The sequence below is a fragment of the Cellulosimicrobium protaetiae genome, assembly GCF_009708005.2.
Taxonomy (GTDB): Bacteria; Actinomycetota; Actinomycetes; order Actinomycetales; family Cellulomonadaceae; genus Cellulosimicrobium; species Cellulosimicrobium protaetiae.
This window is the reverse complement of record NZ_CP052757.1, coordinates 2,689,419-2,709,853: the sequence shown is the minus strand read 5'-3', so window position 1 is coordinate 2,709,853 and position 20,435 is coordinate 2,689,419. Positions and strand designations below refer to the sequence as shown.

At 73.2% G+C, this 20,435-nt stretch carries 18 protein-coding genes; 7 read left to right on the top strand and 11 right to left on the bottom strand.

Annotated elements, in window-relative coordinates; translation table 11 throughout:
• Window positions 1-105: 105 nt before the first annotated feature.
• Window positions 106-1,059 (bottom strand): site-specific tyrosine recombinase XerD, encoded by a 954-nt coding sequence (gene xerD, locus FIC82_RS11415; RefSeq protein ID WP_154798626.1) that lies wholly within the window; start codon window positions 1,057-1,059, stop codon window positions 106-108.
• A gap of 30 nt (window positions 1,060-1,089) precedes the next feature.
• On the bottom strand, window positions 1,090-2,094 hold the full coding sequence (locus FIC82_RS11410) for a heme o synthase (RefSeq protein WP_418884357.1): 1,005 nt from the start codon (window positions 2,092-2,094) through the stop codon (window positions 1,090-1,092).
• Between the two features lie 374 nt (window positions 2,095-2,468).
• On the opposite strand from FIC82_RS11410, the gene tkt reads away from it, so the two are divergent.
• The 6 genes from tkt (at window position 2,469) to FIC82_RS11380 (ending at window position 10,076) form a co-directional block, all read left to right on the top strand.
• On the top strand, window positions 2,469-4,631 hold the full coding sequence (tkt, locus tag FIC82_RS11405; RefSeq protein WP_168731773.1) for a transketolase: 2,163 nt from the start codon (window positions 2,469-2,471) through the stop codon (window positions 4,629-4,631).
• A 115-nt stretch (window positions 4,632-4,746) separates the two neighbouring features.
• On the top strand, window positions 4,747-5,886 hold the full coding sequence (gene tal, locus FIC82_RS11400) for a transaldolase (protein ID WP_154798624.1): 1,140 nt from the start codon (window positions 4,747-4,749) through the stop codon (window positions 5,884-5,886).
• Between the two features lie 147 nt (window positions 5,887-6,033).
• Complete coding sequence (gene zwf, locus FIC82_RS11395) at window positions 6,034-7,575, top strand: glucose-6-phosphate dehydrogenase (protein WP_171445706.1); 1,542 nt, start codon at window positions 6,034-6,036, stop codon at window positions 7,573-7,575.
• A 112-nt stretch (window positions 7,576-7,687) separates the two neighbouring features.
• Window positions 7,688-8,605, top strand: a complete 918-nt coding sequence (opcA, locus tag FIC82_RS11390) for a glucose-6-phosphate dehydrogenase assembly protein OpcA (RefSeq protein WP_154798622.1) — start codon at window positions 7,688-7,690, stop codon at window positions 8,603-8,605.
• On the top strand, window positions 8,602-9,393 hold the full coding sequence (pgl, locus tag FIC82_RS11385; protein WP_168731772.1) for a 6-phosphogluconolactonase: 792 nt from the start codon (window positions 8,602-8,604) through the stop codon (window positions 9,391-9,393). Before opcA ends, pgl begins: the two co-directional genes overlap by 4 nt.
• On the top strand, window positions 9,390-10,076 hold the full coding sequence (locus FIC82_RS11380; protein WP_168731771.1) for an O-methyltransferase: 687 nt from the start codon (window positions 9,390-9,392) through the stop codon (window positions 10,074-10,076). The genes pgl and FIC82_RS11380 overlap by 4 nt, the downstream gene beginning before the upstream one ends.
• 40 nt (window positions 10,077-10,116) lie before the next feature.
• Here FIC82_RS11380 and FIC82_RS11375 read toward each other — a convergent pair whose 3' ends face one another.
• The 9 genes from FIC82_RS11375 to uvrC form a co-directional block, all read right to left on the bottom strand.
• Complete coding sequence (locus FIC82_RS11375) at window positions 10,117-10,464, bottom strand: RNA polymerase-binding protein RbpA (protein WP_168731770.1); 348 nt, start codon at window positions 10,462-10,464, stop codon at window positions 10,117-10,119.
• Between the two features lie 127 nt (window positions 10,465-10,591).
• A complete protein-coding gene (secG, locus tag FIC82_RS11370) occupies window positions 10,592-10,834 on the bottom strand; it encodes a preprotein translocase subunit SecG (RefSeq protein ID WP_087472975.1) in 243 nt (80 codons plus the stop codon).
• Window positions 10,835-11,041: 207 nt separating this feature from the next.
• Window positions 11,042-11,815, bottom strand: a complete 774-nt coding sequence (gene tpiA, locus FIC82_RS11365) for a triose-phosphate isomerase (RefSeq protein WP_154800150.1) — start codon at window positions 11,813-11,815, stop codon at window positions 11,042-11,044.
• Between the two features lie 109 nt (window positions 11,816-11,924).
• Window positions 11,925-13,124, bottom strand: coding sequence for a phosphoglycerate kinase (locus FIC82_RS11360; protein ID WP_154798620.1), 1,200 nt, complete (start codon window positions 13,122-13,124; stop codon window positions 11,925-11,927).
• A 157-nt stretch (window positions 13,125-13,281) separates the two neighbouring features.
• Window positions 13,282-14,286: a type I glyceraldehyde-3-phosphate dehydrogenase gene (gap, locus tag FIC82_RS11355; RefSeq protein ID WP_168731768.1), complete on the bottom strand. Its 1,005-nt coding sequence runs from the start codon at window positions 14,284-14,286 to the stop codon at window positions 13,282-13,284.
• A 351-nt stretch (window positions 14,287-14,637) separates the two neighbouring features.
• A complete protein-coding gene (gene whiA, locus FIC82_RS11350) occupies window positions 14,638-15,618 on the bottom strand; it encodes a DNA-binding protein WhiA (protein ID WP_154798619.1) in 981 nt (326 codons plus the stop codon).
• An 85-nt stretch (window positions 15,619-15,703) separates the two neighbouring features.
• Window positions 15,704-16,669 (bottom strand): gluconeogenesis factor YvcK family protein, encoded by a 966-nt coding sequence (locus tag FIC82_RS11345; RefSeq protein WP_171445705.1) that lies wholly within the window; start codon window positions 16,667-16,669, stop codon window positions 15,704-15,706.
• A gap of 5 nt (window positions 16,670-16,674) precedes the next feature.
• A complete protein-coding gene (gene rapZ, locus FIC82_RS11340; RefSeq protein ID WP_154798618.1) occupies window positions 16,675-17,661 on the bottom strand; it encodes an RNase adapter RapZ in 987 nt (328 codons plus the stop codon).
• A gap of 20 nt (window positions 17,662-17,681) precedes the next feature.
• The gene (gene uvrC / locus FIC82_RS11335) at window positions 17,682-19,781 is read right to left on the bottom strand and encodes an excinuclease ABC subunit UvrC (protein ID WP_154798617.1); all 2,100 of its coding nucleotides are present in this window, start codon (window positions 19,779-19,781) and stop codon (window positions 17,682-17,684) included.
• A gap of 128 nt (window positions 19,782-19,909) precedes the next feature.
• Here uvrC and FIC82_RS11330 point away from each other — a divergent pair, with 128 nt between their 5' ends.
• Complete coding sequence (locus FIC82_RS11330) at window positions 19,910-20,395, top strand: OsmC family protein (RefSeq protein ID WP_154798616.1); 486 nt, start codon at window positions 19,910-19,912, stop codon at window positions 20,393-20,395.
• Window positions 20,396-20,435 lie beyond the last annotated feature (40 nt).

Here is a 20,435-nt window from a genome sequence, read left to right as displayed (position 1 = left end):
GCTCACGCTCGCCACGGTATCGCAGGACCCCGCCGCCGCTCGTGCGCACGCGCCCGCGCGCCGCGTTCCCGCCGCCCGACCGCCCGGCGACCGGGAGCGGCCCCGTCAGCCCAGCGCGCGGGGATGGGCGGCGGCGTACACCTCGCGCAGCGTGTCCGGGGTGACGAGCGTGTAGATCTGCGTCGTCGTGACGGACGCGTGCCCCAGCAGCTCCTGCACGACGCGCACGTCCGCGCCGCCCGCGAGCAGGTGGGTCGCGAACGAGTGCCGCAGCGTGTGCGGCGAGATCCGCTCCGGGCGGTCGATCCCCGCGCGCTCCGCGGCGGTGCGCAGCACGGCCCACGCGCTCTGCCGCGACAGGCGTGCCCCGCGCGTGTTGAGGAAGACGGCGGGGGTCCCCCGCCCGTGCGCGGCGAGACCCGCGCGCCCGCGGACGAGGTAGGCGTCGAGCGCACGCCGCGCGAACGAGCCGACCGGCACCACGCGCTCCTTGCCGCCCTTGCCGAGCAGGCGGACGGCTCCGGACCCCAGGTCGAGGTCGTCGACGTCGAGGCTCACCGCCTCCGTGATGCGGGCGCCGGTCGAGTAGACGAGCTCGAGGAGCGCACGGTCGCGCAGCGGCCCGGGGCCGTCCCCGACGCCCGCCGCGTCGAGGATGCGCGCGACCTCGTCGGTCGAGATCGCCTTGGGCAGCCGCTTGCCCTGGGCGGGGGGCCGCACGTCGGCGGACGCGTCGCCGTCGGCGAGGCCCTCCGCGGCGCAGAAGCGGTGCCAGCCGCGCACGGCGGCCACGGACCGCGCGGTGGACGACGGCGAGAGGCTCGCCCCGCCGTCGGCCCCGGTGCGCAGCGCGGTGACGTACGCCGCGACGTCGTCGGCCTCGACCTCGCGCACGGCGTGGTTGCCGCGCGCGGCGAGGAAGGCGACGTAGCGCGCGAGGTCGCGCCGGTAGGCCGCGACGGTGTTCGCGGACAGGCCGCGCTCGACGGCGAGGTGCGCGAGGTACTCGCGAGCGGCGCGGTCCAGCGCCTCGGGCACGTGCGCCTCGCCGGAGCCCATGGTCCTACCGTCCCCCCGGCACGGTCGGACTCACAGCGGGAGGAAGACGTCGACCGCCACCGCGACGAACAGCAGGGTGAGGTAGGTGATGGACGCGTGGAAGACCTTCATCTCCCCGACCTTGCCGCCCTTGCCGTCGGCCTTGTCGCGGGCACGGCGGAGCATGGTCACGCACGAGGACAGGAACCAGATCCCGAGCACGGTGGCGACGACGCCGTAGACCCACGTCATGCCGGCGAGGGGCCACAGCGCGAGCGACGACGCGATCATCGCGACGCTGTAGACGATCATCTCGCGCGCGACCTTTCGGTCGTCCGCGACGACCGGGAGCATCGGCACGCCGGCGTTGGCGTAGTCGCGCTTGAACTTCATCGACAGCGGCCAGTAGTGCGGCGGCGTCCAGAAGAAGATGACGAGGAACAGCGCGAGCGCGGCCCAGCTCAGCGAGCCCGTGACCGCGGACCAGCCGATGAGCACCGGCATGCAGCCCGCGATGCCGCCCCACACGATGTTCTGCGGCGTGCGGCGCTTGAGGATCATCGTGTAGCCGACGACGTAGATCGCGATCGCGGCGAACGTGAGCCACGCGGAGACGACGTTGACCAGCAGCGCGAACCACACGAGCGACACGACGCCGAGGACGGTCGCGAACACGAGCGCGGCCCGCGGGGTCACCTCGCCCGTGACGAGCGGGCGCCGCTTGGTGCGGTTCATGACCTCGTCGATGTCGCGGTCGAGGTAGCAGTTGTAGACGTTGGCCGACGCGGCGGCGAGCGTGCCGCCCACGAGCGTCGCGAGGATCAGCCCGATGCCCGGCAGCCCACCCTGGGCGAGGATCATCGTCGGCACCGTGGTCACGAGGAGGAGCTCGATGATGCGCGGCTTGGTCAGCGCGACGTAGGCGCCGACGCGCTCGCGCAGGGCGCGGGTCGCACGGACTGCCTCGGCCGTCGGCGCGGCGGAGGTCGCGGGGCTCGTCGGCGAGGACGGCTGCTGGGTCGACGCGGCACCAGACGGGCTTCCGGTCCCGTCGATCGGTGCCTGGCTCGTGGTGTGCACGCGCTTCGGTGTTCCGTTCTGAGGTGGGGGGCGAGCTGGGACGGACCGCCGGTCGTCCTCGGGCCATCGTACGTCCCCGCCTTCGCCGGGGCCGACCGGACGGCGCGGGCGATTGTGTGACATCCGACCGAAATCCAGCCCGTGGGCACCGCCCGGGCGCGAGCGGCGTGCGCGTATAGGCTGGGTCTGCGACCGTCCCGCGTCGGACCGCCCGTCACGTCCGTGGCGTCCGGGCGACGCGACCGGCACCGGGCCGCCCCGCCTGAGGCGCGCGGCGCGGAAATGTTCAACGGTTGCTTCGAGTTGTCGCGAGGATCCGGGGCGCGCGCTCCGGACGGGAATGAGGTTCGGTGAACGCGTTGTCCCCTGCTCACACGCCCCTGGACTGGACGGACCTGGACGACCGGGCCGTCAAGACGATCAAGGCGCTCGCCGCCGACGCGGTGGAGAAGGTGGGCAACGGCCACCCCGGCACCGCGATCTCGCTGGCCCCGGCCGCCTACCTCCTGTTCCAGAAGGTCATGCGCCACGACCCGTCGGACGACCACTGGGTCGGTCGCGACCGGTTCGTGCTCTCGGCGGGCCACTCGTCGCTCACGATCTACCTCCAGCTCTTCCTCGCCGGGTACGGCCTGGAGATGGCGGACATCGAGGCCCTGCGCACGTGGGGCTCGAAGACCCCCGGCCACCCCGAGTACAAGCACACCAAGGGCGTCGAGATCACGACCGGCCCGCTCGGCCAGGGCCTCGCGTCCTCCGTCGGCATGGCCTTCGCGGCGCGCCGCGAGCGCGGCCTGCTCGACCCGTCGACCGCACCGGGCGAGTCGCCGTTCGACCACCACGTCTACGTCATCGCCTCCGACGGCGACCTGCAGGAGGGCGTGACGAGCGAGGCGTCCTCGCTCGCCGGCCACCAGCAGCTCGGCAACCTCGTCGTCATCTGGGACGACAACAAGATCTCCATCGAGGACGACACGGACATCGCGTTCACCGAGGACGTCCTCGCGCGCTACGCGGCGTACGGCTGGCACACCCAGCGCGTCGACTGGACCAACGGCGGCACGGGTTACGGCGAGGACGTCGACGCGCTGCACGCCGCGATCGAGGCCGCCAAGGCCGAGACCGGCAAGCCGTCGATCATCGCGCTGCGCACGATCATCGGCTACCCGTCGCCGACCAAGCAGAACACCGGCGGCATCCACGGGTCGGCCATGGGCGCGGACGAGATCAAGGGACTGAAGATCGAGCTCGGCCTCGACCCCGAGGCGAGCTTCGCGATCGACGACGAGGTGCTCGCGTACACGCGCGCCGTCGGCGAGCGCCAGAGCGACCGGCGTGGCGCGTGGGAGACGGCCTTCTCGGCGTGGAAGACCGCGAACCCCTCGGGTGCCGAGCTCCTCGGCCGCCTCGAGAACCGCGAGCTCCCGGGCGGCTGGGAGGACGCGCTGCCGACGTTCGAGGCGGGCAAGGCCGTCGCGACGCGCTCCGCGTCGGGCAAGGTCCTCACCGCGCTCAAGGACGTGCTGCCCGAGCTGTGGGGCGGGTCCGCCGACCTCGCCGGCTCGAACAACACGACCATGGACGGCGAGCCGTCGTTCGTGCCGGTCGAGCACGCGACCAAGAAGTTCCCCGGCCACGAGTACGGGCGCACGCTGCACTTCGGCATCCGCGAGCACGCCATGGGCGCGATCCTCAACGGCATCGTCCTGCACGGCGGCACGCGCGCCTACGGCGGCACGTTCCTCCAGTTCAGCGACTACATGCGCCCCGCGGTGCGCCTCGCCGCACTCATGGAGATCCCAACGACGTTCGTCTGGACGCACGACTCGATCGGCCTCGGCGAGGACGGCCCGACGCACCAGCCCGTCGAGCACCTCGCTGCGCTGCGCGCCATCCCCGGCCTCGACGTCGTGCGTCCGGCGGACGCCAACGAGACGGCGTGGGCGTGGCGCACGATCCTCGAGAACACCGAGCGCCCCGCGGGCATCGTCCTCACGCGCCAGAACGTCCCGACGTTCCCGCGCGGCACCGAGGGCTACGCCGACGCCGCGGGCACCGCGCGCGGCGGCTACGTGCTGCTCGACACCGACGGCACGCCCGACGTCATCCTCATCGGCACCGGCTCCGAGGTGCAGCTCGCCGTCGAGGCGCGCGAGATCCTCGCGGCCGACGGCGTGCAGGCGCGCGTCGTCTCGCTCCCGAGCCGCGAGTGGTTCGACGGCCAGGACGCCGCGTACCGCGAGTCGGTCCTCCCGGCCGCGGTGAAGGCGCGTGTGTCCGTCGAGGCGGGCGTGGCGCAGGGCTGGCGCGAGCTCGTCGGCGACGCCGGCCGCACCGTGAGCCTCGAGCACTACGGCGCCTCGGCCGACTACCAGGTGCTGTACCGCGAGTTCGGCATCACGTCGGAGGCCGTCGCCTCGGCGGCGCGCGAGTCGATCGCGGCAGCGCGCGGTGGCGACGCCCCGGGCGCCGCGCCGACGCCCTCGGAGGGTGGCACTGGCGACCAGCGCTGACCCTTCGTAGATTCCGAGGTGGGGCCGTGCGCGGCCCCACCTCGGAACTGCCCCGGGCGTCGCGCACGACCCGGGCCGCACGCCCGCAGCGAGAGCACCACCGAGAGGAAGTCCGATGACGCAGTCCCCCACCGTCCCCGGCCCCATCGAGCAGCTCACGGGAGCGGGCGTGTCGATCTGGCTCGACGACCTCTCGCGAGAACGGCTGCGCACGGGCAACCTCGCCGAGCTCGTGGCGACGCGCGGCGTCGTCGGGGTCACGACGAACCCCACGATCTTCGCCGCGGCACTCTCGAAGGGCGACGCCTACGACGCTCAGCTCGCCGAGCTCGCGCCCGCGGGCGTCGACGACGCGGCGGTCGAGGCCGCCGTCGAGCGCATCACGACGGACGACGTGCGCGCCGCCGCCGACCTGCTGCGCCCCGTGTACGACGCGACGGACGGCGTCGACGGGCGCGTGTCGATCGAGGTGGACCCGCGCCTCGCGCACGACGCCGACAAGACCGTCGTCACGGCCGAACGCCTGTGGACCACGATCGACCGGCCCAACGTCTACATCAAGATCCCCGCGACCGTCGCGGGCCTCGACGCCATCTCCCGCACGCTCGCGCAGGGCATCAGCGTCAACGTGACTCTCATCTTCTCGATCGCGCGCTACCGCGCGGTCATGGAGGCGTTCGCGATCGGCCTCGAGCAGGCGCGCGCGGACGGCATCGACCTCGCGCCGGTCGGCTCGGTCGCGTCGTTCTTCGTCTCGCGCGTCGACACCGCCGTGGACGCCGCCCTCGAGAAGGTCGGCACCCCGGAGGCGCTCGACCTGCGCGGCCAGGCCGCGATCGCGAACGCGCGCCTCGCGTTCGAGGCGTACGAGGAGTTCCGCCAGACCGACCGGTGGCGCTCGCTCGTCGCGTCCGGGGCGCAGGCCCAGCGCCCGCTCTGGGCCTCGACCGGCGTGAAGAACCCCGAGTACCGCGACACGATGTACGTCGACGAGCTCGTCACCGACGGGATCGTCAACACCATGCCCGAGGCGACGCTCCAGGCGTTCGCCGACCACGGTGTCGTGACGGGCGACGCGATCACCGGCACGGCCGCCGCGTCCCGCCGCACGCTCGAGACCGTCGAGTCCTTCGGAATCTCGCTCGTCGAGGTCACCGACCGCCTCGAGTCCGAGGGCGTGCGCAAGTTCGCGGACAGCTGGACCGACCTCCTCGCCACCACGCGCGACGGCCTGCGCGACGCCGCCGGCTCCTGACCCACCGGCGCGCGCCCGCGTGCGCGGGCGCGCGTCCGACCTGCGGGAACGACGACGCGACGACGCGCGCCGCCCGTATCATCCGCAGACGCCTCAGTCCCTCTGCAGTCCTCCCGACCCCTCCTCGAAACGGAACGGTGCCACCAGGTGAGACCGGCCAAGATCACGCCAGAGCACAACCCGCTGCGCGACCCGCTCGACCTGCGCCTGCCGCGGATCGCGGGCCCCTGCGGGCTCGTCATCTTCGGCGTCACGGGCGACCTCGCCCGCAAGAAGCTCATGCCCGCGGTGTACGACCTGGCCAACCGCGGCCTGCTCCCCCCGGGCTTCGCGCTCACGGGCTTCGCACGCCGTGACTGGGAGGACCAGGACTTCGCGCAGGTCGTGCACGACGCGGTGAAGGAGCACGCGCGCACCCCGTTCCGCGAGGCGACCTGGCGCCAGCTCTCCGAGGGCATCCGGTTCGTCCAGGGCTCGTTCGACGACGACCAGGCGTTCGAGCGCCTGCGCGAGACGGTCGAGACGCTCGACGCCGAGCGCGGCACGGGCGGCAACCACGCCTTCTACCTCTCGGTGCCGCCGAGCGCGTTCCCGGTCGTGTGCCGCCAGCTCGCCGAGTCGGGGCTCTCGCGCTCGCAGGAGGACGCGTGGCGGCGCGTCGTCATCGAGAAGCCGTTCGGGCACGACCTCGAGAGCGCTCGCGAGCTCGACGCCGTCGTGTCGGAGGTCTTCCCGCCCGACTCGGTGTTCCGCATCGACCACTACCTCGGCAAGGAGACGGTCCAGAACCTCCTCGCCCTGCGGTTCGCCAACCAGATGTTCGAGCCGATCTGGAACGCGAACTACGTCGACCACGTGCAGATCACGATGGCCGAGGACATCGGCATCGGCGGCCGCGCGGGCTACTACGACGGCATCGGCGCCGCGCGCGACGTCATCCAGAACCACCTGCTCCAGCTCCTCGCGCTCGTCGCGATGGAGGAGCCGGTGTCGTTCGACGCCCCGTCGCTGCGCGCCGAGAAGATCAAGGCGCTGTCGGCCGTGCGCCTGCCGCGCGAGCTGTCCAAGCACACGGCACGCGGCCAGTACGCGGCAGGGTGGCAGGGCGGCGAGGAGGTCATCGGCTTCCTCGACGAGGACGGGATCCCCGCCGACTCGACGACCGAGACGTACGCCGCGATCCGCGTGGACATCGACAACCGGCGCTGGGCGGGCGTCCCGTTCTACCTGCGCACCGGCAAGCGGCTCGGGCGCCGCGTGACCGAGGTCGCGGTCGTCTTCAAGAAGGCCCCGCACCTGCCGTTCGAGACGTCCCAGGCCTCCGACCTCGGCAACAACGCGCTCGTCATCCGCGTCCAGCCCGACGAGGGCGTGACCATGCGGTTCGGCGCGAAGGTCCCGGGCACCGCCATGGAGGTCCGCGACGTCACGATGGACTTCGGCTACGGGCACGCGTTCACCGAGTCCTCCCCCGAGGCCTACGAGCGGCTCATCCTCGACGTGCTGCTCGGCGACCCGCCGCTGTTCCCGACCCGCGAGGAGGTCGAGCTCTCGTGGAAGATCCTCGACCCGATCACCGCCCACTGGGCCGCCAAGGGCACGCCCGACCAGTACCGGTCCGGCACGTGGGGCCCGGAGTCGGCCGACGCGATGCTCGCGCGCGACGGCCGCTCGTGGCGGCGCCCGTGACGGCCACCGTCCCGGCGTCTGCCCAGCGGAGCGCGGCGCCCCTGAGAGTGACCCCCCGACCCCGTCGTGCGCCGCAGGGCGGCACGACCCTCCGACCGGCGAGGACCCCGCGATGATCATCGACCTGCCCGACACGACGACGAACGCGGTGAACAAGCGCCTCGTGCGCCTGCGCGACGAGGGCGGCGCCATCGCGCTCGGTCGCGTGCTCACGCTCGTCGTCATCGCGCGCGAGTCCGACGTCGAGACGTCCATCGAGGCGGCGAACGACGCGAGCCGCGAGCACCCGTGCCGCGTCATCGTCGTCGCGCCGTCCGGGCGCCGCACGACGCCGCACCTCGACGCGCAGATCCGCGTGGGCGGCGACGCCGGCGCGTCCGAGGTCGTCGTGCTGCGGACCGCGGGCCCGCTGCTCGAGCACGCCGACACGCTCGTCATGCCGCTCCTGCTGCCCGACGCGCCGATCGTCGTGTGGTGGCCCGGGCAGCCGCCCGCGTCCCCGGACGACGACCCGGTCGGCGCGATGGCCCAGCGCCGCATCACCGACTCGATCACGTCCAAGGACCCTGAGGCGACGCTCGCGCAGCTCGCGACGACGTACGGTCCGGGCGACTCGGACCTCGCGTGGGCGCGCGTCACGCTGTGGCGCGGCCTCATCGCCGCCGCGCTCGACCAGCCGCCCTACGAGCCGGTGACGAGCGTCGTCGTCGAGGGACAGGCGAAGCACACGTCGCTCGACCTCCTCGCGGCGTGGCTCGGTACGCGCCTGCGCTGCCCGGCCACGGTCGTGCGCCGCCGCGGTGCCGAGGCGATCACGCGCGTCACGCTCGAGCGCAAGAGCGGGCCCATCATCCTCGACCGCCCGGACGGGCGGACGATCACGATCAGCCAGCCGGGCAAGCCCGACCGCCGCGTCGCGCTGCCCATCCGGACGCTGAGCGAGGCCCTCATCGAGGAGCTGCGCCGCCTCGACCCCGACGAGGTCTACGGCGAGGTGCTGACCAAGGGGCTGCAGAAGGTGGGCGCATGAACGCCGACCAGCCGACGTCCGGGCACCACCCGACGCACGCGCGCCTCGTCGTCGTCCACCCCGACGCGGGCGTCCTCGCCGAGGCCGTCGCGTCTCGGCTCGTGACGCGGCTGCTCGACGTGCAGTCCGTGCGCCAGCCCGTGCACGTCGTGCTCACCGGTGGCACGGTCGGCATCGCGAGCCTGGCGGCGCTCGCGCGCCACCCTGCGCGCGACGCCGTCGACTGGTCGGGCGTGCACGTCTGGTGGGGCGACGAGCGCTTCCTGCCCGACGGCGACCCCGACCGCAACGAGACGCAGGCGCGCGAGGCGCTGCTCGCCCACCTGCCTCAGCTCCCTGCGGAGAACGTGCACCCGATGCCCGCGTCGGACGTCGTGGCCACCCCCGAGGAGTCGGCCGCCGACTACGCGGCGACGCTCGCCGAGCACGCACCCGGCGACGCCGAGGTGCCCGAGCTCGACGTGCTCCTGCTCGGCATGGGACCCGACGGCCACGTCGCGTCGCTCTTCCCCGGGCACCCGGGGCTCGACGTGGCGGGCGTCCCGACCGCGGGCGTCCACGGTTCGCCCAAGCCCCCGCCGGAGCGCGTGACGCTGACCTTCGAGGCCATCGCGCGAGCCCGCCAGGTGTGGGTCGTCGCCGCGGGCTCCGAGAAGGCCCCGGCCGTCGCGGCGGCGCTCGCCGGCGCACCCGCGCACGAGATCCCGGCGGGCGCCGTCGCGGGGACCGAGCGCACGCTGTGGCTCCTCGACGCCGCAGCGGCCGGCACGCGGGACGCCGACCGGTGACCTCCGGCGCCGAGCACGTCGGTCCCGCGGCGACGTGGGACGCGGTCGACGCGTACTTCGGCCCGCTCGTGGGCGAGGACGACGTGCTCGCCGCCGCCACCACGCGGGCGCGGGCCGCCGGCCTGCCCGAGATCCAGGTCTCCCCCGCGCAGGGCCGGCTCCTGCAGCTCCTCGCGCTCACGGCGGGCGCACGCCGGGTGCTGGAGGTCGGCACGCTCGGCGGCTACTCGACGATCTGGCTCGCCCGTGCGCTGCCGTCCGACGGTGCGCTCGTCACGTGCGAAATCGACGCCGCCCACGCCGCGGTCGCGCGCGAGTCACTGGCTCAGGCCGGTCTCGCGGGTGTCGTCGACATCGTGCTCGGCCCGGCCGCGGACACGTTGCGGCGCCTCGTCGACGAGGGCGTCGAGCCGTTCGACCTCGTGTTCGTCGACGCGGACAAGCCGTCGAACCCCGTCTACCTCGATCTCGCGGTGCGGCTGTCCCGGCCGGGGACGCTCATCGTCGTGGACAACACCGTCCGTGGCGGCGCCGTCGCCGACGCGGCGAGCACCGACCCGAACGTGCTCGGGGTGCGGGAGATGGTCGACCGCGTCGTGGCAGACCCCCGGCTCGACGCCACGGCCGTGCAGACCGTGGGGTCCAAGGGCTACGACGGGTTCGTGCTCGCGCGCGTGCGCTGAGCAGAGGGCGCGAGGTCGACCCCGCGCCCGGTGCCCCCGGTCAGCGGCCGCGGCGGGCCCGCAGGGCGGCGAGCGCCTCGTCGAGGATCGCGACGCCGTCCTCGTCGCTGCGACGCTCCTTCACGTACGCGAGGTGCGTCTTGTAGGGCTCGTTGCGCGTCGGCGTCGGCGGGTTCTCCCGGTCCTGACCGGCCGGGAAGCCGCACCGCGGGCAGTCCCAGGTCTCGGGCGCCTCGATGTCCGCCTCCGAGGAGAAGCTCGGCCGCGTCTCGTGCCCGTTCGCGCACCAGTAGGAGACCCAGAAGCGCGGCGCGATCTCGCCGCGCTCCGACTCCCCGAGCGGTCCCGCCCCGACGCGCGACCCGCGGATCGCGTTACCACCTGCCACGTGCTCTCCCCCGTCCGTGCCGACGTCGGCACTCGATCCTGCCCGTACCGCGCCGTGCGGCGCGGCTGCCCCCTGCCGACTCCTCGAGCCCCTGCTCGACCCTGTGGCGCCTCGACGGCGCGCGGGGTCAGCTGACCTTCTGGAGCAGACCCAGGAGCACGATGACGACCGCCCAGACGAGGGCGAACGACACGGTGATCCGGTTGAGGTTGCGCTCGGCGACGCCGGAGCTGCCCACGGAGCTCGAGATCCCGCCACCGAACATGTCGGAGAGGCCGCCGCCCTTGCCCTTGTGCATGAGCACGAGCAGGGTGAGGAAGCCGCTGGTGAGGACCAGCAGGATCTGGAGGATGATGCGCAGCACGTCCACGAGTACGTCCTTGAGGCTCAGGGCCGTCCCGACCGAAGTCGAGCGCGACCGCACGGTTGTCGTGCGCAGGCGTGACCTGCCGCACAGGGGACAAGAGTAGGCGACGTGAGGCCGCCGCGGCCAACCCCGGCCGTCGGCGTCTCACGCCAGGGACCGACGGCCCCGGGATCCGCTCCCGGGGCCGTCGGCGCGACGCGTTCGCGGAGGTCAGACCGCGGTGGCGTGCGACTGGTAGCGCGCGATCTTCGCGAACTCCTCGGGGTCGAGGCTCGCGCCGCCGACGAGCGCGCCGTCGACGTCGGGCTGCGCCATGATCGCGGCGACGTTCGACGACTTCACCGAGCCGCCGTACAGGATGCGCGTCGCGTCCGCGAGGTCCGCGTCGTACAGCTCGCCCAGTGCGCCGCGGATCGCGCCGCAGACCTCCTGCGCGTCCTCCGGCGTCGCGACCTCGCCCGTGCCGATGGCCCAGACGGGCTCGTAGGCGATGACGAGGGTCGCGAGCTGCGCGGCGGGGATGCCCGCGAGGGCGCCCTCGACCTGCGCGAGCGTGTAGGCGATCTGCTCGCCGGCCTTGCGCACGTCCAGGCCCTCGCCCACGCACAGGATCGGGGCGACGCCCTGACCCACGGCGGCGACGATCTTCTCGTTGACCTGCGCGTCCGTCTCGCCGTGGTACTGGCGGCGCTCGGAGTGGCCGATCGCGACGTAGCTCACGCCGAGCTTGGCGAGCATCGTCGCCGAGATCTCGCCCGTGTACGCGCCCTCCGCGTGCGCCGAGACGTCCTGCGCGCCGTACTTGAGCTCGAGCTTGTCCGCGTCGACGAGCGTCTGCACCGACCGGAGGTCGGTGAAGGGTGGCAGCACGGCGACCTCGACGGCCGCGTAGTCGTGCTTCGCGTCCTTGAGGGTCCACGCGAGCTTCTGCACGGTGTGCGTCGCCTGGTGGTGGTCCAGGTTCATCTTCCAGTTGCCCGCCATGAGCGGGGTACGGCTGTTCGCCACGGTCCTTCTTCTCTCTGTGGGGGTCGCACCGCCCGCGGCACGCCGTGCGCGCGGGCGGTGCGTGAGGATGGTTCGGGTCGGGCGCTCAGCCCTCGAGGACGGAGATCCCCGGCAGGTCCTTGCCCTCGAGGAACTCGAGGCTCGCGCCGCCACCCGTCGAGATGTGGCTGAAGCCGGCCTCGTCGAAACCGAGGATGCGGACCGCGGCCGCGGAGTCGCCACCGCCGACGATCGTGAACGCGCCGTTCGCGGTCGCATCGACGAGCGCCTGGGCCACGGCGCGCGTGCCGCCCGAGAACGCCTCGAACTCGAACACGCCCGCGGGACCGTTCCACACGACCGTCTTCGCGTCGACGATCTTGCTCGCGAAGAGCTGCGCCGACTCGGGGCCGATGTCGAGGCCGATCTTGTCGGCCGGGATCGCGTCCGCGGCCACGACCTCGTGCGGGGAGTCCGCGGCGAACGCGTCGGCGACCACGATGTCGGTCGGCAGGACGATCTCGACGCCGTTCTTCTCGGCGTCCGCGAGGTAGCCCTTGACCGTGTCGATCTGGTCCTCCTCGAGGAGGGACTTGCCGACGCCGTAGCCCTTGGCCGCGAGGAACGTGAACACCATGCCGCCACCGATGAGCAGGCGGTCCGCCTTAGTGAGCAGGTTCGCGATGACACCGAGCTTGTCCGAGACCTTGGAGCCACCGAGCACGACCGCGTAGGGACGCGCCGGGTCCTCCGTCGCCTTGCGCAGGGAGTCGACCTCCTTGAGGACGAGCTCGCCCACCGCGGCGGGAAGCACCTGGGCGACGTCGTAGACCGACGCCTGCTTGCGGTGCACGACGCCGAAGCCGTCCGAGACGAACACGTCCGCGAGCTGCGCGAGGTCGTGCGCGAGCGACTGGCGCTCCGCGTCGTCCTTCGACGTCTCGCGGGCGTCGAACCGGATGTTCTCGAGCAGCGCGACCTCGCCCTCGCCGAGCGCGGCGACGGTCTCGCGCGCCGAGTCGCCGACGACGTCCTGCGCGAGGTGGACGGGCACGCCGAGCAGCTCGCCCAGGCGCGCGGCGACGGGGGCGAGCGAGTACTTCGCGTCGGGCTCGCCCTTGGGGCGACCGAGGTGCGCCGTGACGATCACCTTCGCGCCGGCGTCGGTGAGCTTCTTCAGCGTCGGCAGCGCGGCACGGATGCGCCCGTCGTCCGTGATGGTCGTCCCGTCGAGCGGGACGTTGAAGTCGGAGCGGACGAGCACGCGCTTGCCGCGCAGGTCGCCCAGGTCGTCGATGGTCTTCATGAGGTCTCCTACGGTCTGGTCGCCGTCGCACGGGACGCGGGCCGGGGACCGGCCTGGCCCGTACATGAGGACGTCCGCGTGCGCGTCACCGGGCGGTGCCGGGACGCGCACGCGGACGCATGGTGCTACGCAGGATCGTGCTGCGTCAGCAGGTGGCTCAGAGCTTGTCGCCGACGAGCTGGGTGAGCGCGACGAGGCTGTTCGAGTAGCCCCACTCGTTGTCGTACCAGGAGACGACCTTGACCTGGTCGCCGATCACCTTGGTGAGCTTCGAGTCGAAGATGCTCTGGTGCGGGTCCGTCACGATGTCGCTCGAGACGATCTCGTCCTCAACGTAGGCCAGGACGCCCTTGAGCGGGCCCTCCGACGCGGCCTTGACCGCGGCGTTGACCTCGTCCACCGTGACCTCGCGCGAGGCGGTGAAGGTGAGGTCCGTCGCCGAGCCCGTGATGACCGGCACGCGCAGCGCGAAGCCGTCGAGCTTGCCCTTGAGCTCCGGCAGGACGAGCGACACGGCCTTGGCCGCACCCGTCGAGGTCGGGACGATGTTCTGCGCGGCGGCGCGGGCGCGACGCAGGTCGCGGTGCGGGCCGTCCTGCAGGTTCTGGTCGCCCGTGTAGGCGTGGATCGTGGTCATGAGACCACGCTCGATGCCGATCGAGTCGTTGAGCGCCTTCGCCAGCGGAGCGAGGCAGTTCGTGGTGCACGACGCGTTCGAGATGATGTGGTGCGCGGCCGGGTCGTACTGGTCCGAGTTCACGCCGACGACGAACGTCGCGTCCTCGTTCTTGGCCGGGGCCGAGATGATGACCTTCTTGGCGCCGGCGTCGATGTGCGCCTTGGCCTTGGTCGCGTCGGTGAAGAAGCCGGTCGACTCGATGACGATGTCGGCGCCCAGCTCGCCCCAGGGGAGGTTCGCGGGGTCGCGCTCGGCGAGCGCACGGATCTTCTTGCCGTCGACGATGATGTTGTCGTCGTCGAAGTCGACGGTCTGGCCGAGGCGGCCGAGGACGGTGTCGTACTTCAGCAGGTGCGCGAGCGTCTTGTTGTCCGTGAGGTCGTTGACGCCCACGATCTCGATGTCGGCGCCCGACTCGACGATGGCGCGGTAGAAGTTCCGTCCGATACGACCGAAGCCGTTGATACCGACGCGGATGGTCACAATGCCCTCCTCAGGGCGCGCCGGTTGTCCCGACGCACACGGTTGATGCCGAACGATCACGTACGCCGTCGTACGCAGGTGGTGATCGCGCCCGTGCCCCGCTGCCCGATTCCCGGCACAGCACCCTCCGTGCCCGCGGGACCGCCACGGCGACAGCCGGGACCACCCACGCCCACGAGGGGTGTCAGCGAAGGAGCACGTCGTTGTCACCTGACGCATCCGAGCCTATACCAACACCACGCCGACATGTGACCTGGATCCCACGGTTCGGGACCATCGTCCCGCCGGTGCATGACGTCCAGGGGCCGGGCACGTCACCGGGTGGGTCGACCGCCTCGTCGTGGGGCCGGGTCAGAGGTCGAGCAGCTCCGGGCTCAGGCCGGCCTCGGTGTCGGGGATCCCGAGCTCGGACGCGCGCTTGTCCGCCGTCGACAGCAGGCGCCGGATGCGCCCCGCGACCGCGTCCTTCGTGAGGGGCGGGTCCGCGAGCTGCCCGAGCTCCTCGAGCGAGGCCTGCTTGTGCGCGAGCCGGAGCTCCCCGGCCTCGCGCAGGTGGTCGGGCAGGTCCGGCCCGAGGATCTCGAACGCGCGCTCGACGCGTGCCCCCGCCGCGACGGCGGCCCGCGCCGACCGGCGCAGGTTCGCGTCGTCGAAGTTCGCGAGCCGGTTCGCGGTGCCCCGCACCTCGCGCCGGGCACGCCGCTCCTCCCACACGAGGACGGCCTCGTGCGCCCCGAGGCGGGTCAGGAGCGCGCTGATGGCGTCCCCGTCCCGGATGACGACGCGGTCGACACCGCGCACCTCGCGCGACTTCGCGGACACCCCGAGCCGCCGGGCCGCGCCCACGAGCGCGAGGGCGGCCTCCGGGCCCGGGCACGTGATCTCGAGCGCCGAGGACCGGCCCGGCTCGGTCAGGGAGCCGTGGGCGAGGAAGGCGCCGCGCCACGCGGCCTCCGCCTCCTCGACCCCGCCGGAGACGACCTGCGGCGGGAGGCCCCGCACCGGTCGCCCGCGCTGGTCCAGGAGGCCCGTCTGACGGGCCAGGGACTCACCGTCGCGCACGACCCGCACGACGTACCGGCTGCTCTTGCGCAGCCCCCCGGCCGACACGACGATCAGCTCGCTCGTGTGGCCGTACACGTCGGCGATGGTCTCGCGCAGGCGACGCGCCGCGATCGCGGTGTCGAGCTCGGCCTCGATGACGACGCGGCCCGAGATGAGGTGCAGCCCGCCCGAGAAGCGGAGCATGGCCGAGACCTCCGCCTTGCGGCACGAGGTCTTGTCCACCCGCAGTCGAGCCAGCTCGTCCTTCACCTGTGCCGTGAGCGCCATGCGGGACATCCTGCCACCGATGCCGACGCGTCGCGGCGGCGGGCCGGGTGCCCACGGGGGCGTCCGCCGCCTCCGGTGCGCGTGCTCAGCGGGTGGGCGAGCCGACGTCGCCGAGGAAGTCGTCGAACACGTCCCGGTACGCCGCCGCCAGGCGCAGCGCGTCGTGCCGCGGGGTCCCGTCGCCGCGCCGCACCTGCCGCAGGAGGAGCCGCGCGCCCATGCGGGCGGCGGCCTCCGCGAGCTGCTCCGTGTCCTCCACGGCGGACGGGTCCGCGACGACCGCGTCGATCCGGAGCCCGGGCGCGTGCTTGTGCAGCGCCTCGAGGTGGTCGGTGGCCGACAGCCCGTAGGTCTCCCCCGTCTCGCTCGACAGGTTGAGCGTCACGCAGCGCCGCGCGGAGGTCTCGTGCAGGGCCCGGGCGAGCTCGGGCACGAGCAGGTGCGGCATCACCGACGAGAACCACGACCCCGGCCCGAGCACGACCCAGTCCGCCTCCTCGACGGCCTGCACCGCCTCGGCGCACGCCGGAGGGTCCGCCGGCACGAGCCGGAGCTGCTCGATGCGACCGTGCGTGACCGCGACGTGGCTCTGCCCGACGACGGTCTCCAGCCGGTCCCCCGTCCGCACGTCGGCCTCGATCCCGAGGGGCACCGCCGCCATGGGCAGCACGCGCCCGCGCGCGCCCAGGAGCTTGCCCACCCAGTCGAGACCGGCGACCGGGTCGTCCAGCAGCTCCCACAGCGCGACGATGAGCAGGTTGCCGACCGCGTGGTTGTCGAGGTCGCCCTCGGACGTGAACCGGTGCTGCAGGAGCGCGCTCCACGTGCGGCCCCACTCCGAGTCGTCGCACAGGGCCGCGAGCGCCATGCGCAGGTCGCCCGGGGGCAGGACGCCGAGCTCGGCGCGCAGGCGCCCGGACGACCCGCCGTCGTCCGCCACGGTCACGACGGCGGTGAGCCGGTCGGACATGAGGCGCAGCGCCGACAGGCTCGCGGACAGGCCGTGGCCGCCGCCGAGGGCGACGACCGCGGGGTTGCGCCTGGTGACCACGCCCCTCACTCCTTGCCGAGGTCGCGCGCGGTGACGATCACGCGCTGGCCCTGGGCACGCAGACGCGCGGCGATCGCCTCGCTGATCGCGACGGAACGGTGCTTGCCGCCGGTGCAGCCGACGGCGATCGTCACGTAGCGCTTCTCCTCCCCCAGGTACCCGGCCAGCACCGGCTCCAGCGCGCTCACGTACCGGTCGACGAACTCGAGCGCACCGGGGCGGCCGAGCACGTAGTCGCGCACGGGGGCGTCGCGGCCGGTCAGGTGCCGCAGCTCGGTGATCCAGTAGGGGTTCGCGAGGAACCGCACGTCGACCACGTGGTCGGCGTCGAGGGGCAGCCCGTACTTGAACCCGAACGAGACGACGTTGATCCGCAACGTGTCGGGCGTGCCGTCCGCGACGGCGGCGCGCACCTCGCGCGCGAGGTCGTGCACGGTGAGCACCGAGGTGTCGATGACGACGTCGGACCGCTCCTCGAGGCTCGCGAGCAGGCGTCGTTCCTCCCCGAGCCCGTCGAGGATGCGCCCCTCCCCCTGCAACGGGTGCGGGCGCCGCACCTGCTCGTACCGCCGCACGAGCACCTCGTCGGACGCGTCGAGGAACAGGATCCGGTAGAACACCCCGCTCTGCCGCAGGTGGTCCAGCACCTCGACGAGGTCGGTGAAGAACTCGCGCCCGCGCACGTCGACGACGGCCGCGATGCGCTCGAGCGTCGAGCCGGACCGTGTCATGAGGTCCACGAGCGGGACGATCATGCGCGGCGGCAGGTTGTCGACGACGTACCAGTCGAGGTCCTCCAGCACGGCGGCGGCCCGGGTGCGGCCGGCACCCGACATGCCCGTGATGATGAGCACCTCGGCCTCGCTCGGCTCGGGGGCGTGGGTCGCGGCCTCGATCGCGGGGATCCCGCTCGGGACGGTCGTCGGCGAGGGCTCCGGCGCGCGCGCACGCCGCCCCTGCGGGCTGAGGTCCGGGGTCGGCTCCGAGGTCATGGCACCAGCATGCCAGCCGCTCACGCGCGGGCCGCGGCCCCGTCGTCCGCCGGAGTGTCCCGGCCGGCCGCGGACGCGCCCCCCAGCGCGGCCACGACGGCCTGCGCGGTGCGCTCGCCCATCCCCCGCACGCTCGCGATCTCCTCCACGCTCGCGGCACGCAGACGCTTGAGCGAGCCGAAGTGCTTGAGGAGCGCGGCCCGGCGTGCCGGGCCGAGGCCGGGGACGTCGTCCAGCGCCGACGCCGTCATGCCCTTGCTGCGCTGCCGACGGTGCTGCGTGATGGCGAACCGGTGCGCCTCGTCGCGGACGCGCTGGAGCAGGTACAGGCCCTCGGAGGAGCGCTGCAGGATGACGGGATAGTCGTCACCGGGCACCCACACCTCCTCCAGCCGCTTGGCCAGCCCGCACAGCGCGACGTCGTCGATGCCGAGGTCCGCGAGCGCCCGGGCCGCGGCCGCCACCTGCGGGGGGCCGCCGTCGACCACGACGAGGTTCGGCGGGTACGCGAACCGCGCGCGCTTGTCGGTGGGCACGGCGGCGTCCACCTCGCCGCTGCGGGGCACGTAGCCCGCGGACTCCGCGGCACGCTCCGCCCGCCGGTCGGCGGGGTCCGAGCCGGTCGCGACGTCGTCCGCCTCGAGGTCGAGCTCGACCTCGCCCGAGCGCGCGCGGTCGGACAGGTAGCGCTTGAACCGACGCGTGATGACCTCGTACATCGCCGCGGTGTCGTCGGCGGCGCCGTCGCCGTCCGGCCCGCGCACCGTGAAGTGTCGGTACTCGCTCTTGCGGGCGAGCCCGTCCTCGAAGACGACCATCGACGCGACCTGGAAGGTGCCCTGGTTGTGCGAGACGTCGTAGCACTCGATCCGCAGCGGCGCGGTGTCGAGGTCGAGCGCCTCCTGGATCTCGCGCAGCGCCTGGCTGCGCGTCGTGAGGTCGCCCGCGCGGCGGGTGCGGTGCAGGGCGAGCGCGTGCTCCGCGTTCGCGCGCACGGTCGCCGCGAGCTCCTTCTTGTCGCCGCGCTGCGGCACCCGGACGTCGACGCGCGCTCCCCGCAGACCGGAGAGCCAGGTCGTGACCTGCTCGGTGTCGGGCGGCAGGACGGGGACCAGGACCTCGCGCGGGACGACATCGCGCGCCCCGCCCCGACCGGTCCCCGGGACGCCGGCCGCGGCCTCCTCCGCCGCGCCGTAGACCTGCTGGAGCAGGTGCTCGACGAGCTCGGCGTCGGTCACGTCCTCGACCTTCTCGACGATCCAGCCGCGCTGGCCGCGGATCCGCCCGCCGCGGACGTGGAACACCTGGACGGCCGCCTCGAGCTCGTCGCCGACGAGCGCGAAGACGTCGGCGTCGGTGCCGTCGCCGAGGACCACCGCGTTCTTCTCGGTCGCGCGCTGGAGCGCGACGATGTCGTCGCGCAGGCGCGCCGCGGCCTCGTACTCCATCGCCGCGGCGGCCTCGTTCATCTTGCGCTCGAGCCGGCGCACGAAGCGTTGCGTGTCGCCCGCCATGAAGTCGCAGAAGTCCTCCGCGAGCGCCCGGTGGTCCTCGGGCGTGATGCGCCCGACGCACGGCGCCGAGCACTTGTCGATGTACCCCAGGAGGCAGGGCCGACCCGTCTGGTGCGCCCTCTTGAACACGCCCGCCGAGCAGGTGCGCACCGGGAAGACCCGGAGCAGGAGGTCGAGCGTCTCGCGGATCGCCCACGCGTGCCCGTAGGGCCCGAAGTACCGGGTGCCGGGCCGCTTGGCACCGCGCATGACCTGAGCGCGGGGGAACTCCTCCCCCATCGTCACCGCGAGGTAGGGGTAGGACTTGTCGTCGCGGTACTTGACGTTGAACCGCGGGTCGAACTCCTTGATCCAGGAGTACTCGAGCGCGAGCGCCTCGACCTCCGTGCCGACGACGGTCCACTCGACCGACGCGGCGGTCGTCACCATCGTCTGGGTGCGGTGGTGCAGGTTCGCGACGTCCTGGAAGTAGCTCGACAGGCGCGCGCGCAGGTTCTTCGCCTTGCCCACGTAGATCACGCGGCCGTGCTCGTCGCGGAACCTGTAGACGCCCGGCGAGGTGGGGATCTCCCCCGGCGCAGGGCGGTACGTCGCGGGATCAGCCATGCTCTCCAGCCTAGGACAGGCCACCGACGGTGCGGCGGGACGGGGGGTGCGGTCCGCGCCGGCCACCGTGCGACCGCGCGCCGCGGGACGTGGTGTGACCTGCGTCACCGCCCGTTAGGGTGGCGGCCATGAGCGCACAGCACGGGTACGCCGCCACGGTCCGCTGGACGGGCGCGGGCGAGCGGGGAACCGCCTCCTACACGGCCTACAGCCGCGATCACGACGTCCTCCTCGACGGGAGGCCACCGCTGCCCGGCTCGTCGGACCCGGCGTTCCGAGGGGACCCGACGCGCTACAGCCCGGAGGACCTGTTCGTCGTGAGCCTCTCGCAGTGCCACATGCTCTGGTTCCTCCACCTCGCCGCGGCCTCGGGCGTGGTCGTGCGGGAGTACGTGGACGACGTCACCGGCACGATGCGCGTCGAGTCCGGCGGCGAGGGGCAGTTCACGGACGTCACGCTGCACCCCCGCGTCGTGGTCGACGACGGGCCGGGCACCGACGAGGCGTCCCTGGCCGCGCTCCACCACCGCGCGCACGACCACTGCTTCCTCGCACGCTCGGTGAACTTCCGCGTGCTGGTCGAGCCGGCGCCCGCTCGACGCGCCGCCGCCTGACCTCGCTGCTCGGGGTCGACGACGCCCGCGGCGACGCGGC